Below are 17,277 nucleotides of genomic sequence, written 5' to 3'. Positions count from 1 at the left end.
AGTTACAGTTTAGTAAGTAGTGTAATAAAAAATATAATCGGGTTTTATTTAAGGCTGTCTATAAATGCCGATGCCAACGCCGAAGCATTGGTTTGTAGTAATGACTCGTTCACTAACAGATTCATGCCGCCTGTTTCGTTGGGGCGGGCTATAATGCCCTTTTTGCCGAGGTTTTCAGAAAAAGTCTTTACCGGAGTATCTTTCACCTTTAGCTGAAAAATATTGGTTCCATTCGGAATCCGCTGAATGTCAAAGCTGTCATGAGTACCTAGTTTTTTGATGAAGTCTTCCGAAATAGCAATGGCTTTAGTGTATCGTTCCTGAAAACCTTCCAGATAATGCGTGGCAACCGCTGCAAAAGGCCATACCTGATGTAAACCGCCGCCAAACATCCGGCGGGTATGATACATAGGGACTATGAGTTCTTTAGGGCCAGCCAGTATAGCACCCGAAGGAGCATTGAAATATTTATACAGAGATACATAAACGGTGTCGAACAAAGAAGTATAAGTAGCCGGACTGATACCTGTATAGCCAGAGGCCAGAAAAAGCCGTGCGCCATCGAGGTGCATACGGATACCCTCATTTCGGGCTAGTGCCGAAATCTTTTTCATTTCTTCAAAATCGAACATTTCGCCGGTTTTTCTGCGTACCGGCGATTCAATAGATATAACGCCTACTTTTCCGGCTACTCTGCCGCTGTCCGTGCGTTTAATTACTTCATTTACCTCTTCGGCCGTAAAAGTGGCTTTATTCATTCCTAGCGGAATCAGGTTAAGGTTACTCAAGGTCTGTACGCTATCGCCCGTATCGTTATAAACGTGGCTTTCGTACTGTACAATAGCCCTATGGTTGTTGCCTGCCAATGTTCTGATAGCCAGATGATTTGCCAGCGTACCCGTAGGCATAAAAACGGCTGCTTCTTTACCAAGTATCTTCGCCATTTTGGTTTCTAGTATTTCTACACAGCCATTTAATGAAAAATTATCAGCTTTCAATGCTTCGTTTTGGGTAAGCTCGCTTAAAAGCCGAGCAAAACCAGCAGGGGATAATATGAGTCCGTCAGATACAAAATTGATATTTGTAGCATTCTCAGGCATGGTATTATCTGATGGGAAAGCCTGTGTTGAGAGGGTAGGGGCAAGTGTAAAAGCAGAAGACATCTTCAGGAAATTTCTGCGATGTAAATGGCTCATAAGGGTAGGAAGTGCTATTGAAATAAATAAGAAATTACTGACTAAAGTTAGTCATAAAAATGAAGTTTTGCCCATAAAGAACGGATTTTTCTTTAAGGAAACACAAAAGCAGAAACAGTGAGCAGGAGAATAGGAGTAGTTTCTGGCTGGGCTATATCAGTAGACTGGATGGCTCAGCCAGAAATCAGGGAAATGCTTGGTTATCGGGTAGTTTTGGTACTTTCTGAAGCAAACTGATATTGCTTTTCTAATGCAATCAGCCTTGCTTCCATGCTCAGGATTTTCTCCTGTTGTTTTTCGAGTTGAGTAATTCTGTTTTCGGCCTCGTTGAGTTTTTTTAATAAAGCCTGTGTTGCCGAAATGTTAAGGGTCGTGAGGGCTTCATAATCGACAGAACGGAAGTCGGAAACCTCTCTGCCATAGATAAATACATGCTGATTATTTACCGGAATTTCAGTATTTAAGATAGTAAAGCCATTGGCCTCAATATTTCCTACTTCAAAAACTTCCTGTTTGTTATCAAAAATAATCTTTATTCTTTCACCAGTTTTTAAATTGTGGTTGGGTAATCTGATAAAATTGTTTTGTGCTTCTGCTAACTGGTAGATGTCAGGTATACAGTCGGTTATCTGTCTTACAGCCTGCGGATAAACGGTTTCTACCTGTTGGGCAATTACTTTTTTATTTTGCCCGTTGCCTTTGCCTATTTTGTCTTTAAAGGTATAGTCGGTTATTTGAATTTTAGCCAGTGTCAGCAGGTCATTTTCGTTATTGGTAATGCCTTGAATGTTCTTGATTCTGGCATCCGAGAAGGCATTAAATTCAGTAGCAGCAATACGGTCAGAGGCATAAATTGAATAATAGTTTGTGCCTGACGAGGTTCCGGTAGAGGCACTAGCATTAATATACCCGTACGACATCGTAGCTAACTGGCTACCTGTAATAACTAATCTTGCTTTCGTGGGGTTATCGGTTCCGATGCCAACAGCACCAGAGCTTTTAACAATCATTTTCACCCCCGAATTGTCTTTTAAAAGCAAGTTTCCGCTGCCTTCAGAGTTAGAGCTGCCCGTAGAAACAAACTTCCAGTTATTGCCACCCGTAGATGTGTTATTAATGGCAAACCACGTACCCGTAGCCGACGAGCTTGTTGCCCGTAGGGTTTCGTTACCTGAAGAAACTACCTCTAGCTGAGAGGCCGGAGTATTAGTGCCAAAACCGATAGACCCAGTCTGGTTTTTGATAATCATTCGTGAAGTAGACCCTTCTTTAATTAATAAATTTCCTGAGCCGTCTGAACTGTTTTTCCCTGTTGAAACTACACCCCAAGTTGTTCCTCCTGTTGATGAGTTTTTTAACGTGAATAAAGTGCCAGAAGTGGAAGAACTGGCAGCCTCGAGGGTTTCGGTGTTTTTACTAACAATTTCGAGTTGAGAAGCCGGAGCTTGTGTACCGATACCCACCTGCCCCTGACTTTTTACAACCATGAGCGGGCTATCTTTGCCTTCTATCACAAAAGAACCATTAGTATCCTGCCCGATGTCAATAAATCCGCCACTTTCGCCCGCACCCTCGAAACGCATCTGTGGTGCCATACCTGTTTTAGAATATAGCCTTGATACCAGCGTTATATTATTTACCGAAGGCCAGTTTTGCACCAGAAAACTTCCGTTGGCATTTGCTACTACTTCAAATTTGTTAAGGTTGTTCGATGGCGTATTGGCACCTACCACCAGCCTGTCGTTGATACCTACATAGCGGTTCATGAAATCGCCATAAATCAATGGTGTTGTTGAGTTGGAGTTATGAATATAGAGCTTATCATTTCCTGTTTCGTCAGCACCTGCGCTGTTCCCTAAAAAAACATTAAAACTGCCCGTAGCGTTAAAACCCGCATTTGCACCTATGGCCACATTGCTAGTGCCTGAAATATTGTTAATCATAGCCAGACGGCCAACAGCTACGTTAAAACTACCAGTAGTGTGGTTTTCGAGGCTGCCACTGCCTATGGCTAAGTTATTAGAGCCACTGGTAACCTCTTTGCCGGCATTAAAGCCTACAAAAGTGTTGTATTTTTGCGTTAAATCATCTTTTTTACCAGCACCTTCACCAATAAAAACACTAAGCCCTGTATTTTGAATATCAATATGGCCATTAATACGGGCATTACCATTTACTTCGAGCATCTCGGAAGGGTTCAGTACACCTATGCCCACGCGGCCTGTATTTCGTAAAATCATTTTAGTGCCTGTCTGGTCTTTAAAAAGTAACTGGCCGAAGCCGCCATTGTCGGCAGTAATGCCAGTACCCGAATGGTATATCTGCCACTCTGATGAAACCGCAGACCCATTAACTGTGCCTGATACCCCCGAGGATATTCGTATGCCTACGCCATTCTGATTATTTCCACTAAAATTGGCAATGGTATTAGCATTAGTGGCGCGCACATCCAGCTTATAACTTGGAGAAGTAGTGCCAATTCCTAAATTTACATCTGGTATCTGATACATATTTGCCATGCCATTCATTGACCAATAAATATCGGTAAGAAAAGTAGGGTCTATCCAGAAACCATTTCCTTGTGGGTCTGACATCATTACCCTAAACATACCAGCTCCGTTGGTCATTCTTAAAAACTTGGTCGATAAGGTGTCGGTATTATTTTGTGAAGCAGGCAATATGGTAGTGCTCTGTGCAAAAACCTCGCTCACAGCAATCAGGCAAAAGAAAAGACAGATAAGATGGCGGAGTTGTCTTTTAGAAGCATTCATGGGTAATTAAATTATTTTTTATTGATAGAATAGAGTTATTTATTGAGATAGCACTGGCTTTGCGCTAATATTATCCTTCATAAGGGTTTCTGTGTTGTTAGTCTTGTTACATAAGCATGGGAAAACATGAGTATATGGTTTTTACAAAAAAGTTCGACAAAATTGTTTAATATGGATTCAAAAAAATATGACTTGGCAGAGTCATACTTATGAAAAAAATATAAGAGAAAACGACGCTGATTTAAAGTAAAATTCAAATCAGCTTTTTATAATAATAATAGGAGTGTTTCACTCATTAGCAATTGTCAAAACGCTGATTAATAATAACTTTGATAGCTATGTTCAGGTTTTGGAAGTATGCTAAAATTTTATTCGACAAAATTGTTTAATAAAATTGTTTAAAACAAATTTTTTCAGATTTATTTCTTTCATTTACTTATTTTTCGGTTTCTGGTACTCTATTTTCAGGAGGGTTATCTGCCAAATTTTCTAACAAAAAAGGCTGATTTTGTAAAATAGTTACCCAAAACAGCCGGATAATAAATTTTCCTTGACCCCCACTCGTTTTTTGTCTTACTTTGTTTAGATACCTAATAAGCCTTATACTCTATAAAACACTATGACAAAAGAAACACCAGAAACCGCTTCGTATACGCCTTAAGCAAACTTATCTTGCCTGTTTATTAATTCCTGAAATACTTGTTGGAAAAAATAGACGTTCTGTTTGGCAGAAATACCATTTTGCCAGAAAATATGCTATTTCAGAAATATTTTTTATAAAAACACTTACTTTACATACCAGATAATGTAAAAATACTAGACCCTATGATGATGTTTTCACGACCTATGACCCAAATAAAAAAGCAGGAAATTAGTGCTTTAGCTGAAAACATACGTAAGCATTATGGTTTCCTGAATCAGCAACAGATAAACTATGCAGCCATTGAGTTTTTTTTAGAGCAAAACAGTTTATTGCAACAAAAAAATAAGGTGCCAGATACTGTTACCTGCGGCGATTTAGTAGCAATAATTATTGAGCTACTGATACTCAAAGCCGATACGGATATTGCCGAGGCTGTTAGAAACAAACAACAAAAACGCTTATGGCAGCAATACAACGACATACTGTGGCCGCAGTTATACCCTGAAAATTATTTTGTTCAGACCAACGAGCAACAAATTAAAGAAAATGTGTGGGAGTCGTTCGAAAAAAGACTACGTAAGAGCGAGTCGCTGAGAACACTATGTATCATTAACGATAAATTGTGTTTACGGAAACAGCTTTTTCAAGGATACCTCAGAAGCCAGATGATTGTTTACTCGCTGAAAGGAGTAAGCCAGAACGAAGACAAATTGAAACTTGCCAAATATCAGCAATATTTTGAGAAACTGTTAAAACAGGTATTTAGATGGAATCTGGGAAAAAACCTTGATAACGATAACCTGAAAGATATTGTATCTAATAAAATACTTGAGTTTCTGGAGGAAATTAACAAACCTGACTTTAAACTTACTTCAACTTTAAATACTTACTTCTATACTTTTCTGAAAACTGGTAAAAATAACTTTTTTACCAGACAAGAAAAAGACGTTGTATTTGTGCCACTAGATGAGCTGACCGAAAATGAGGAAAAATACCTTGTGGCTGACCCTGATTACGCTGATATTCCGCTGACAGAAAAAGAACGAAAATATGTTTATTCGTTAGATAACTACGATATGTATTTTGAAACAGTGGTAAAGGTGTGCAGAGACTCAAAAGAAGAAACGCAGAATATAATAGCTATGCACCAAATGGGAACTAATCATAAAGCGATTGGGCGCGTGGTGAAAAAAACAGATACTAATGTAGGTACCATTATACATAGATTTAATGGTAAACTGAAAAACATCATGAGTAACTTGCAGGCATCATGAAAAGAGAATATAAAAACCTGATAGAGAGGTATTTCAATGGTGAAGCAAATGGGCAGGACCTCGTCACGATTAATCACCTCTTACTTGAAGACGAAGAATTTCGGAAGAGGTTCGAACTAAAAAAAGCATTGAACGATGCAGCACAAATGCAGGACGAGTTTGTCTATAAAAACGAACTCGAAATGCTGCTGAAAACACAGCAGGAAAGCAAACGGAAAAGAACCCGTACCATCAGATTTATAAGTAGTATAGCGGCAGTATTGCTGCTTATAGCCGGATTATATCTTTTTGTATTTAAAAAAGATAAACCTGAGCAACTTGCCTTAAATGTTGGGTATTTTGAGATGAACTATGACGGTGGCTCGGGCTTTAGTGGGGCGCAAAACAAAGCCGAGCCTGTGTTTGTGAAAGACATAAATGTGCAGTTTTTTAGTAATATCAACCAGAAAGATACTACATACCAGACAGCCAGTAAGGATACTTTAAAAATTGTTCTTCCTGAAATTACCAGTAACCTGAAAGATTCTAAACTATCAGTAGTGTTTGATTACAAACTGAAAGCCTCTTTGTTTTTAATCGGTCAGGATACATTCCTGCTTAAAAAAGCCCCGCAGACACAGAAACTTATCAAGTATAAAAAATGAAAAGTCTTATAACTTATTGGTTGGTTTTTGTACTTCTGATTATAACATCACAGGGAGCTTTGGCGCAGTTTCCTGACGACCAGTGTTATTGTAAAGCTGCAAAAATAGCAACAGATGCCAGAAACCAGAACCCCGGATTTTATAAGGATAGTGACGCGCAAGTGTTTGTCAAGAACCTTATTGAGCTACTGAACAAATACCAGCCGAGGCCATTTACGGAAAGCATAAAAGTATTGCCCGGCACCTGTACCGAAAAAGAAATTGCATTGGCTACTATCTGCGATGGTACGGTAGCACCTAAAGGGCGTTATATTCTTTACAATAAAAAACGCATGACCGATATATCAAACCTACGCAACGATGCCGATTTGTTTGTATTGGCGCATGAGGTAGGGCATCATACACATAACCACCTCCACTTTGAAAAAGTATCCAAAGAAGCCGAAAGACAAATTGAGGAGGCCTATAAAGGAAAAAACTTTAGCATTGAAAAAATAAAACATATTCAGGAACTAGAGGCTGATATACTGGCTATCTGGTTTCTGAGATTGAATAATCCTCAGATAGATAGCGTGCAGATAAAGAAAATGATTGTCGGAATCAGCAAACTTGTAAGTTTAGGCTTTAAAGTAAGTACCTCTGATCACCCAAGTTTCGAAATCAGAACACGTATGGCTATGAAGGTTCTGAAAAACTGGAAAGTGGTTTTTAACAACCTAACTTTGCCTACCTATAAAACCCGAAAGTTTGTAATAGACGAAATTGATAGTGTTTTGGCCGAAGCTGAAGATGCAAACATTACTGAAATAGAAAGAAATCTAAAAAATCAGGTGTATCACCATCGGAGGTCAATCAGCCTGCTCGATTCTGCCAGGGTATTTCATGGTAAAGGCAAATACGGAGAAGCAATAGAATTCTATCAGAAGTCTTTAGCAGAATTAGAGTTGTCAAAGTTTTATACCGACGAAGAAAAAAAGAAAGTGTTGCTGCCCTTAGAGCAATGCAGAAGAATTGTCGAGGTAGAAAGTTTCTTTGCTATTTATCCGTCTGTTGGGGTGCAATATATTATACCTGCACTTAGTATAGACAGAAAGCCCATAGATGCAGCATTTAAACCTACTTTGCAGGTGGGTATGCGTATGGGAATATATAGCTGGACACGGAAGTCGTGGTATGAGTTAAGCCTTAACTACGCAAAGCAAGATTTTTATACGCTGCTTATAAACGGTAATAATATTAAAAACTCGGTAGAACACTTTGGCTTTAATACCCTTACGGCGGGTTTGCATTACACTTTTTCGACCATACCTGATGATATACTTCCTAGCCAGAGCTGGAAAACAGGTTTTGTTGCCACAATAGCTCCCACCTATAATTATTACTTTGGTAACGAATACACCAATTATGTTACGCAGGAAAACAAACGGGAAATTGACATACAACCATCGTTCGGAGGAACAATAGGCATAGGTATTGAAAAAATAAGCCGGAAGCGTAATAAAACGCTAGGGAATTTCAGAATAATGGCAAATTATAATTACCAAAGCCTGAAACTAGGTAATACTGAACCCGTACGTGGCAATTTTAAAGGAGTTCTCCACCAGTTCAGCTTAAGTATTTCTTACCGCCAGTGGTAATTTTTAGCGCAAAACATAGATACTATGCGAAACTTATACATTGCCTTAATTTTATTAATAATAGCCGTTGGTTGTGAAGAGTATACACCTGCCGAGAAAGTAAACTTAATAGCCAATAACCTCAAGAAGGTTCCAGCCCGCACATTCAGCGGGTGTCTGGTACGATATAGCCTTGTAAGTTATTATAGTCGCTTGAGCGAATCCATTCAGCGCAGAGCCGTTGAAAACGCCTTTGCAATCTGGCAGAAGTCAAATCCTAATATGTTGTATGTGGCAACGCTTGACACGAGTAGGGTCGAGATTTCTATCAAATTTGTTAGCCGTAAGCAAATGAATGTCGACGGCGAGCAGGCCGATATTGGAATTCTGAAAACATCGTTACTGCCTTTATCTCAGCTAAAGCAGGTAAAAGGGGCACATTATGAAATTTTACTCGATGAGTCTTTCAATTGGGACGAAACTACCATGCTTAAAACCGTTGGCTATCAGATTGGCAATTATCTGGGTTTTCCGTCTTCGTCTGACTCTAACTCTATAATGTATTCCATCACCTCATCGTCTCCCAATGGTTTATCCCGAGATGATTCTCTGGTTTATAACCAGTTATACCCACTCCCTTGTAAGGATATGGGTATTAATTTTTTGCCTTTGTCGTTAAAATTATCGGCCCCTGTAACGCAGGATATAAAACTTGATAAAGCCGGTACGGTCGCCATCAGGTCTACGGGTATAATTACCGTTGGGTCATTCATTGGAGACTGTACACCAGAAGGTAAATTTCAGTTTACTTATCTGGGTATTACTTTCGATATTGATACGTATACCTATAACATTGAGCCAACGTATCCACATGGTGCTGTAATGTATAAAATCAATAATGAAGCTAAATGGCGTTTGTGTAAAGGCAATTGCGAATTTACTACCAATGGTAATGAATACATTACACTTACGCTTCAGGTTAATGATAAAGACGTAACCGATAACATAGGAGTGTATGATGTTCAAATAAATTACAAATAATTTTTAGTTTTGATGTTACCTTCTGTTTGTGAAAGGAATCTACGGCAAACTTACCTGTAAATTCTATGCAAGCATTAGACCCCCAATCGTATAATCTGCATGAAGTTATCTATATTTCTAACAAGAATCGATACGAACGACTTCATAAGAAAGATATTCTCTACATCGAAGCCCAAGGGGCTTATGTAGATATTTATGCCATTAACGGAAAGAAAAACCTTTCGACACACCTTAAAAGTTTTCTTAGCCAGATTGATGACACTTCATTCATTCAGGTATCCAGAAAACACGCGGTTAATCTTATCCATATTCAGGAAGTACTAAGCGATTCGGTCATTGTGGGTAAGCAAAGTATTTCTACCAGTAAAATGTATAGAAACAATCTGTTAGAAAAACTGCCTATTATTAAATCAAAAATGTAGTATGACTATCAGAGCAAAACGCTATTCTGTTAGAAATACCAGCACGTACATTAGAAACATACTAGTCAAACGCACATTTATCAATAATTTGGAAGTATTTCATTAGTAGTATTAGGTTTTATACCATGATGTGTATACGTTTTTGAATTTAAAGAAAAAGAGTATCAATAAAAAGTAAAGTTGCCATAACAAAGACCATAAACCGTTTGCCACAGGCAATTCCCTGAGTACCCAAAAACATTTTTGTGACTATAAATAATTTTTTAACAAATTTAAACACTACAATTATGAGAGTTTTTATTACAATTGCTGCACTATTTACATCATTGCTTACGTTCGGACAAGAAATTAAAATTGCCCCTGTAATAGGTGTGCAAATGACTACTGTTAATAATTCAAAAGCATTAAAAGATGCCTATGATATAGTATTTTTGGTTGATAATAAAATAAAATATCAACCTGTTATAAGGGCTACTGTGGGGGCTTGGGCAGAATATTCTGTAAATGAACGACTTGGTGTAAGGTCTGGCTTGTTAATGAGTTTCAGAGGAGGTAGTATGAAATTAAAAGACGAAGATTATAATCTGAGTATTAAACAGAAATTTACTTATCTTGAATTCCCCTTTTTAGTAACTTTTCAGGTTGGAACAAACCCGATTAAACTAATGGCAGGCCCCGTTATAGGCTTTGCTTTGGCAGCAAAAACGAAAGGAACAGTAATTGAAACATCTTTCGGTGATGAGTCAAAAACTACAATAGAAGAAAAAATGTCAATCGGTAATAACTCTCAAACAGATGAAGTAAAACCTATTGATTTTGGTATAAATTTAGGCGTCGCTAAAGAGATAAATATAAATGATAAACCGTTGGAGTTTTCTTTATCTGTTATACCTTCTTTATCTAAATTTACAACAAAAACAGCTTATTCATCCGATTATTATGCCAGACACTTTGCTTTAAGTTTGAAAGTCGCTTATTTTTTCTCGGTAAAATAAAACTTATTCAAGTAAATTTAACTTAGCAGGAAATACAGCTTAAATGTTTGTATTTCCTGTGAACTTTTAACTTACAGATGTTTACTCTGTTTAACGTTATTTTATTAGCCTAACGACAATTCTTCTAAAGTGGTCAAAATAATATATTTTAAGACCTGTATTAGCATTCAATGAGTATATTATTAAACAAATCAAGGCTATGAACTACTACATAGCCTTGATTGTATAGAGGAGTATAGTATCATCCGCCGCCACCGCCGGTGCCACCACCACCGCCACCTGGCGACGGTTCGCGCGGGGGTTTCAACGAGGTAGAGTCATCTTCAAGTAAGAAGAAATGCTCCTTGTCCTGAGCTTTGCTGGAATTGATTTTTTGAGGTGTTACCGATTCGCTTTGGCAAGAAGCTAAACCAAAAGCAATCATAAGTGTAAGCACAATGAGCGCCTTAATTTCACGAGCCGTTCTGGCCATGAAATTCAAAAAGAATTTGTTCATTTCTGGAAATTGTTTGGTTAAAACTGAGAAATGAGCAAGACGTTCACCGGTTACTTGAATGCTCTTCTACTGATGTATGGAAGTAAATGCTGTGGCATCACACTTTTTTTTGATATTTTTTTTAAATTTTTTTTCTGAGTACAGAAAACCTCAGCAATGAGCGAGATGTAACGAAATATATTTATTAAGAAATCGGATAATTTTTGTTACCTTATTCAACAGAATAGAATTAAAAGTAAAATCTTTCCCACTATTATGAGCAAACTGTTTACGGATAAAGAAATTATTGAAGGAATATTGAGCCGTGATGAAAGGATATGTAACCAGATAGCCCGGCAATTGCACGAAGAAAATAAAAGAATCATAATGAATCTTGTATTGAAAAATAGTGGGAAAAAAGAAGATGCCGAAGACCTTGAACAAGAAGTACTCATTGCTTTTTTTAATTACGTTTGGGCAGGGAGGTTCATATTACAGGATAACACCCAGATAAAAACATTTTTATATGCTATTGCCTATAAAAAATGGATGAAACAATTAAAAAAAGAGGGTCGTAAAATGTCACACGAGGTAGAACTCGAGAATGAAATAATAGATGACCAACGCTCACCCATTCATGCTTTGATTGAGCAGGAGGAGCTAAATATTGCGCAAAAGATTTTTAATAAGCTAGGCAAAATTTGTCAGGAAATACTAAAGGCATATTATATGGAAGAGAAATCAATGGAAGAAATTGCCCTTCAGTTTAATTTTACCAATGCCGATACAGCCAAAGTGCGCAAATTCAGATGTATGAAACAACTAAGCAACTTGATATAAACATGAAACCAACTAACGAACAGGAAGAGTTTGAACTCATTGAAGATTATCTGCTAGGCAAACTCAATCAGCAAAACAAAGCGTTGTTTGAAGAAGATTTAAAAAATGATATAGAACTGAACAAAAAAGTGGAAAAGATTCAGCAAACCATGAATCTCCTGAAAGAATCGGCCATTCAGGATAGTATTTTAAAAACAATCAGAGACTTACAAAAAGAAGATAGACCAACAGTACCAGAGCCAGAAATAATACCTCAGCATGATATAATTATACATAAACCTTTTAAAAAAATTATATATTGGGTTGGGGCATCGGCTGCTGCTTCAGTAATGTTTATACTGTATTTATCGTTGGCTTCGATATACTTGCCTGATACCGAATATGATTTCAACATAACCAGAGGTATTGATAGCACTAAATTCACTCCTGAGCAACGAGTAGCTTTCAGTAGTTTCTTTGATGGGCAGGCACATCTGGCAGAAGGTAGATACTGGCTGGCTGTAAAAGATTTTCAGAAATCGCTCGAAGTTAAAAGCATCAGACCTTATTTTAAAGAAGCCGCAGAATGGCATCTGGCATTAGCTTATGTAAAAAGTAATCAGCCACGCAAAGCAGAAGAAATCTATAAAAAATTTGCCTCATGTACTAACTGTGAATATCCGGTCGATACCATGAACCGCTGGAAATTATGGTGGCGTATTTTCTGGGCAAAACTTGTGTGAGTTACAAAGGTTTGCAGCTAAAGACCTCATTAAACATTATAATAAACCATAAATTAACCTAAGGCCAGTAATCACATTCAGGAGTAAAATTATTGGGTAATGTTAGGTATTTATACTGGCTTCTAATGGCTATAAACCATAAGGAATGCTTATGGTTTATGTATTATTCTTCAACAACATTCAGAAATTTGTACACTTTAATTTACGTCTTCTGTCAAGCCCATTGAGAGAAAGGTCAAGGTCAAAATCAAGCCCATACCATAGTGTAATTTCGTTGGCTCCGGCTGTTGTTCTGTTCAATGACGAAACAGTTAGGTCGTAGCTGTATTCGAACATGAATTTACCAAATTTAACTCCGGTAATAAAAGTAATGGCATCTTGTCCGGGGAAATCAGCACGTTTAAAAGGCATATTTCGGTACCAGACCCCTAAATTGATAGGCGAATACTGGAAATTAACACCCATGTCAAGCTGGCTGAAACGCCCCTGTTTCCTGAAATAGGTAGTAAAAGCAATGTTGCGTTCGCGCTCCATATCTTTTACACGGCCATGCCCGATGAAATCCAGATGATGAGGAATTTTAAAACCAGCCTGAAGACCTATTCTGCCTTTGGGTTGAAAATCCTTTTCGCTGAATTTGAGATTATGCCATGTGCCACCAGCCCAGACCAAACGGTCATTATCCATATACGGAGAGTTTTTCCACAAAAAACCTCCACTAAAATTTAGGTAATTCCAACTTAGCCCGCCTTTATTAGCCAGTGGGTCAATAGAAGGATTAATTACAACGCTATTCGATGTAGTAGAAAAACGGTCTACAAATTTCAGGTTACTTAAATCATTAATCTGGTTAAACACCCATGACCCCTGTAAGCCAAATACAACAACGTTATTATCGTTAATAACAATATTATATGAAGCAAGGCCAGATAACGATGTGGTGCTGAAATTTTTGAACTGCTCGTCCCGAAATGCCAGAAAGCCTAAGCCTAAACCACGGCTGGCATAACCATCAATTCCGGCAATGTAACTTTTATAGCCGCCGTCGCCTAAGCCTGCCCATTGGCTACGAAAAGTAGCCATGAGGCGCGTAGCGCCAGCCTCGCCTGTAAATGCCGGATTATGGTATAACGGATTAGCAAAAAACTGAGAGAACTGAGCGTCTGGCCCAAGCCCGAACTTCTGCCCGACTACAATTTTACAGAAAAAAAATAATGCAATAGTAAACAGTTTCTTCATCGGACAAGGGAAAAGTTGTTTTTGTATTTTTTTTGTAATTTACCTACAAACTCGGCTTCGAGTTCATATACATATTCGCCTTCGGGGGCTTCTTTATCATTAATTTTCCCATTCCAGCCTTCTGCCAGTATATTCGGGTCAAAATCCCTTTTTTCATAAATAACTTCTCCCCAGCGGTTCCATATTCTGAGTAAAAGAATCTTTTTTAGCCCTTTAGAACCAAATGCAGTGAAAAAATCGCCTATGTTATCGTTATTAGGCGTAAAAATCTCGGGTATTTCTATCTGGCAGGCATCTATTTCTACAAAGCCACTCCGATAGACCGAATCTTTACAGGTTTTATTATAATACGCTACCAGCCCAATATCATGAAAGCCTGCCGGAAGGCTTAATTCTGGCTCAACGGCACTAACAGTATCGGCTTTATCAATATACCATTTATACCTGACAGCATCTTTCGACAAGTTTTCAAGCCTGATTAACTGATTCGAGCATAGCACTTCTCCGTCGGCAGGGGCCTTAAAATCGGCAGTAGGTTTTTTTCTGACCGATATTTTTTCAGTTGCTTCATTTTTACAGGTCTTGGCCTCGTTTCCATATCCAACAAGTTTAATTATTTTATCGCCTGCGGTTTTGTAGGTATGGTCAGGCGAGAAGTTGAGCGAATCGAGTGAGTTATCGCCAAAATCCCAAAGAATCGAATACAGTGTGCCTGAACTATTGTTGACAAGGCTTATTTTTTCATCTTCACACGCCGATTTTGTGGTAACACTAAAACGTATATCAGGCGGAGGGGTAGTGGTAATATTACGTTGGAGCGAATCATACCCGCAGGCTGTATATGCTACCATAGTAATGGTGTAGGTCTTGTTTGCCTCTTTAAAACTATATACAGGGTTTGCGCCAATGGCTTTACCTTCATTGCCGAATTTCCAAGCCCAACGATTGGGTTTAGGCACAGTAGCATCTTTGAAAGAAACAGGTTCTCCGGCACACGCTTTTTCATGGCTCATGGTAAATAAGGGCTTTATATGCTCAGGAAATACAGTAATAGCTACCTGATTGGTATCATTGCCACAACTATTAGAAACAACCAGCCTGACCTGATAAATTCTGGCCGAATCTTTGGCCGAGAAAATATGCGAGAGGGTATCGGCCGCTGAACTTAAGGTGCTGCCATCGCCAAATAGCCATGTTGAGCCTCCCTGATTCCCCGCCGACCTGTTTGAGAATTTAACGCTTGCAGGGCTACACCTGAAAATGGTAGAATCGACACCTATTTCTGCTTTGGCTAGTGGCTTTACATTTATTTTCTGGGTTTGTGTTTGTTGTCCACAAGTATTTTTAGCTACCAGCTTTATAGTAAACTCCACATCTTTAGGAGTCTGGTTATTAAATGTATGCCCATTGGGTTGGTAAATATTGCTATTGTTGCCATCGCCAAAGTCCCATTCATAGCTTACATCACTTCTTTCAGGCGTATTAATTGAGAATTTGACTGGTAGCGGCGAGCAACCACTGTTTTGGTCAGGGTTAAAACTTAATGGCTCGGGTGGTGTCGAGACAACAATCTGTTTTGTAATATCATGGTTACACCCACCGGCCAATGCTACGAGTTTAACCGAAACATTGCCTGACGGCAAGGTAAGTGAAGGTAAAAATGAAGTTGATGCAGGTGTATTTGAGCCATTTAAAAACCATTGGTAACTACTAGCCCCCGTTGATTTGTTGCTTATTTTGGCTATGGTGCCGCTGCATCCACCACTAATATCAAAATCGGCGTTGGGGCGGCCAACCTTTACGCTTATTTCTTTTTGTGCGCTACAACTTTTACCGCCACCTACTGCGGCAGTAACAGCGTAAGTCAGTTTAATATCTGTTGCTGTCAGGCCATTAACATTGAGGGTATCATTTGCAATACAGCCAGTACAGACGGAGGTTGTCCAGATGCCTCCGGCTGGGGTAGCTTTGAGAGGTACTTTTGTTTGTCCCTGGCATATAGATGCATCGCTGGCTGTAATGTTTACCCCCTCAACCCTGACTTTTATGCTGTCATGCGTGGCACAACCACCCGTTCCGAGTACATATTTTATTTCGTAAGAACCCACCGTTGACGGGTTAAATACCTTCTGTTTTTCTATGTAACTGCCAAACCATGTTCCGCCGGCGGGTGTTGCCTGAAGATTTACCGCACTAGTGCCTACACAAATAGTAGTATCTCTGAAAGAAGTAATTTTAACGGCTTGCTTGGGGGTAATAAAAAAAGTGTCGGGCTTGGCTTCTTTTACCCCACAGGCGTGTTTAAGCGAGGCCCTGATTATATAAGGCGTAGTTGAATACCCCGCTTCTTTTTCTTCGTTCAGACCTAATGGGCTACCGTTGAAGGTATAGGTGGCCTCTGGATTAGGGCTGACAAGCTTATATTTTATAGGGTTACAGTCATCGGCTTGGGGTTTAATGGTAAGGCTAGGTTCGGTTACGGCTCTATGTTTACATACTAGGGGTTTTGAGTTTCCACAAGAGTTTTTGGCTACTAGTGTAATAGTATATTCTTTAGAATCCTGCAATTGTATCTGTATTTTATTTGAGTTAGGGTCACCACTTGCATACTTATAGCTACCCCCGCTGATTGTCCAGCTATATCCTGTTTCTTCCAATGAAATACTCCCATCAAGTGTTAGAAGCCCCCCATTGGCCAGACACACAACGGTATCGGTGTTAGAAACTGTATAGCCACTTTTGGTAAAATTGGCTGTTGGTAGTTTTTCGAGCCTGAAAGGAATTTGTTTACTGCTAACACCACAATTGCGCGATGTAGCCGTCAGTTTAACCAGATACGTCTGGTCAGGGTCAGTAAAACTGATATTAGGAATATATTCTGTACTTTTTCGGCCATCGCTAAACTCCCACAAGTAAGTGATACCCATACGTGGGCAACTGGCATTATTAAAACTGATTGCTTTACCCTCGCAAGCAGCATTTACTATTGGGTTTGCATCAGGTTTTTTATTGAAAGTAAGAATAAAACCTTTGTTGTCATTGGCGAAGTCAGGATTAACATTCTTGATGCTTATGTTTTGTTCTAACTCGTTGTCACCGCAGTTTTTTATAAAACTTCTTAAGTCATAGCTATGCTTGGTAGTCGTTTCAGCGTTAATGGTCATTTCGTTAGAATTGCCATCGCCCCAGTTGATTTTATATATTTTGGTAGGGCTTGGCCCGGGTTTCAGTTTTACACAAACTTCATAAAGGGAGTCTGTTGCTGACACACAAATTACCCCTGAATTAGAAGCATCACAGGTGGTAATATCCACTTTTTCCTGACCTAAACTTCGATTCTGAATTAAAAAAAAAGTAAAAATAGCACTCAAAAGTCGTATACAATATTTCATAATTTGT

The 17,277-nt window shown here is 38.8% G+C and carries 13 protein-coding genes; 8 read left to right on the top strand and 5 right to left on the bottom strand.

Annotated elements, in window-relative coordinates; genetic code table 11:
- Window positions 1-44: 44 nt before the first annotated feature.
- Both WAA15_RS04750 and WAA15_RS04745 read right to left on the bottom strand, forming a co-directional pair.
- Entirely contained in the window at window positions 45-1,196 is a 1,152-nt protein-coding gene (locus WAA15_RS04750) for a threonine aldolase family protein (protein ID WP_337041374.1), read from the bottom strand.
- A gap of 200 nt (window positions 1,197-1,396) precedes the next feature.
- Window positions 1,397-3,967, bottom strand: a complete 2,571-nt coding sequence (locus WAA15_RS04745) for a tail fiber domain-containing protein (RefSeq protein WP_337041372.1) — start codon at window positions 3,965-3,967, stop codon at window positions 1,397-1,399.
- Window positions 3,968-4,813: 846 nt separating this feature from the next.
- Here WAA15_RS04745 and WAA15_RS04740 point away from each other — a divergent pair.
- The 6 genes from WAA15_RS04740 (at window position 4,814) to WAA15_RS04715 (ending at window position 10,602) form a co-directional block, all read left to right on the top strand.
- On the top strand, window positions 4,814-5,884 hold the full coding sequence (locus WAA15_RS04740) for a hypothetical protein (protein WP_337041371.1): 1,071 nt from the start codon (window positions 4,814-4,816) through the stop codon (window positions 5,882-5,884).
- Window positions 5,881-6,528: a hypothetical protein gene (locus WAA15_RS04735; protein ID WP_337041370.1), complete on the top strand. Its 648-nt coding sequence runs from the start codon at window positions 5,881-5,883 to the stop codon at window positions 6,526-6,528. The genes WAA15_RS04740 and WAA15_RS04735 overlap by 4 nt, the downstream gene beginning before the upstream one ends.
- Window positions 6,525-8,165 (top strand): hypothetical protein, encoded by a 1,641-nt coding sequence (locus tag WAA15_RS04730; protein WP_337041368.1) that lies wholly within the window; start codon window positions 6,525-6,527, stop codon window positions 8,163-8,165. The genes WAA15_RS04735 and WAA15_RS04730 overlap by 4 nt, the downstream gene beginning before the upstream one ends.
- A gap of 24 nt (window positions 8,166-8,189) precedes the next feature.
- Window positions 8,190-9,185: a matrixin family metalloprotease gene (locus WAA15_RS04725; RefSeq protein WP_337041367.1), complete on the top strand. Its 996-nt coding sequence runs from the start codon at window positions 8,190-8,192 to the stop codon at window positions 9,183-9,185.
- Window positions 9,186-9,250: 65 nt separating this feature from the next.
- Complete coding sequence (locus WAA15_RS04720) at window positions 9,251-9,607, top strand: LytTR family DNA-binding domain-containing protein (protein WP_337041365.1); 357 nt, start codon at window positions 9,251-9,253, stop codon at window positions 9,605-9,607.
- A 287-nt stretch (window positions 9,608-9,894) separates the two neighbouring features.
- Window positions 9,895-10,602, top strand: a complete 708-nt coding sequence (locus WAA15_RS04715; protein ID WP_337041364.1) for an outer membrane beta-barrel protein — start codon at window positions 9,895-9,897, stop codon at window positions 10,600-10,602.
- 241 nt (window positions 10,603-10,843) lie between these two features.
- Here the strand turns inward: WAA15_RS04715 and WAA15_RS04710 are convergent, their stop codons facing one another.
- Window positions 10,844-11,038, bottom strand: coding sequence for a hypothetical protein (locus WAA15_RS04710; RefSeq protein WP_337041363.1), 195 nt, complete (start codon window positions 11,036-11,038; stop codon window positions 10,844-10,846).
- A gap of 315 nt (window positions 11,039-11,353) precedes the next feature.
- Between WAA15_RS04710 and WAA15_RS04705 the strand changes: the two genes are divergently transcribed.
- Window positions 11,354-11,917, top strand: a complete 564-nt coding sequence (locus WAA15_RS04705; protein WP_337041362.1) for an RNA polymerase sigma factor — start codon at window positions 11,354-11,356, stop codon at window positions 11,915-11,917.
- 2 nt (window positions 11,918-11,919) lie between these two features.
- A complete protein-coding gene (locus WAA15_RS04700; protein ID WP_337041360.1) occupies window positions 11,920-12,639 on the top strand; it encodes a tetratricopeptide repeat protein in 720 nt (239 codons plus the stop codon).
- A 180-nt stretch (window positions 12,640-12,819) separates the two neighbouring features.
- Here the strand turns inward: WAA15_RS04700 and WAA15_RS04695 are convergent, their stop codons facing one another.
- Window positions 12,820-13,878, bottom strand: coding sequence for a PorP/SprF family type IX secretion system membrane protein (locus WAA15_RS04695; RefSeq protein ID WP_337041358.1), 1,059 nt, complete (start codon window positions 13,876-13,878; stop codon window positions 12,820-12,822).
- The gene (locus WAA15_RS04690) at window positions 13,875-17,270 is read right to left on the bottom strand and encodes a PKD domain-containing protein (protein WP_337041357.1); all 3,396 of its coding nucleotides are present in this window, start codon (window positions 17,268-17,270) and stop codon (window positions 13,875-13,877) included. Before WAA15_RS04690 ends, WAA15_RS04695 begins: the two co-directional genes overlap by 4 nt.
- Between the last annotated feature and the right edge of the window lie 7 nt (window positions 17,271-17,277).

Source organism: Emticicia sp. 17c, from assembly GCF_037153985.1.
Classification (GTDB): Bacteria; Bacteroidota; Bacteroidia; order Cytophagales; family Spirosomataceae; genus Emticicia.
Note: the sequence above shows the minus strand (reverse complement) of the source record. Positions and strands in the feature narration are given on the sequence as shown.

Coding starts and splice junctions, on each gene's coding strand:
- WAA15_RS04750 (WP_337041374.1), bottom strand. CDS start 1,196: ATGAGCCATTTACATCGCAGAAATTTCCTGAAGATGTCTTCTGCTTTT.
- WAA15_RS04745 (WP_337041372.1), bottom strand. CDS start 3,967: ATGAATGCTTCTAAAAGACAACTCCGCCATCTTATCTGTCTTTTCTTT.
- WAA15_RS04740 (WP_337041371.1), top strand. CDS start 4,814: ATGACCCAAATAAAAAAGCAGGAAATTAGTGCTTTAGCTGAAAACATA.
- WAA15_RS04735 (WP_337041370.1), top strand. CDS start 5,881: ATGAAAAGAGAATATAAAAACCTGATAGAGAGGTATTTCAATGGTGAA.
- WAA15_RS04730 (WP_337041368.1), top strand. CDS start 6,525: ATGAAAAGTCTTATAACTTATTGGTTGGTTTTTGTACTTCTGATTATA.
- WAA15_RS04725 (WP_337041367.1), top strand. CDS start 8,190: ATGCGAAACTTATACATTGCCTTAATTTTATTAATAATAGCCGTTGGT.
- WAA15_RS04720 (WP_337041365.1), top strand. CDS start 9,251: ATGCAAGCATTAGACCCCCAATCGTATAATCTGCATGAAGTTATCTAT.
- WAA15_RS04715 (WP_337041364.1), top strand. CDS start 9,895: ATGAGAGTTTTTATTACAATTGCTGCACTATTTACATCATTGCTTACG.
- WAA15_RS04705 (WP_337041362.1), top strand. CDS start 11,354: ATGAGCAAACTGTTTACGGATAAAGAAATTATTGAAGGAATATTGAGC.
- WAA15_RS04700 (WP_337041360.1), top strand. CDS start 11,920: ATGAAACCAACTAACGAACAGGAAGAGTTTGAACTCATTGAAGATTAT.
- WAA15_RS04695 (WP_337041358.1), bottom strand. CDS start 13,878: ATGAAGAAACTGTTTACTATTGCATTATTTTTTTTCTGTAAAATTGTA.
- WAA15_RS04690 (WP_337041357.1), bottom strand. CDS start 17,270: ATGAAATATTGTATACGACTTTTGAGTGCTATTTTTACTTTTTTTTTA.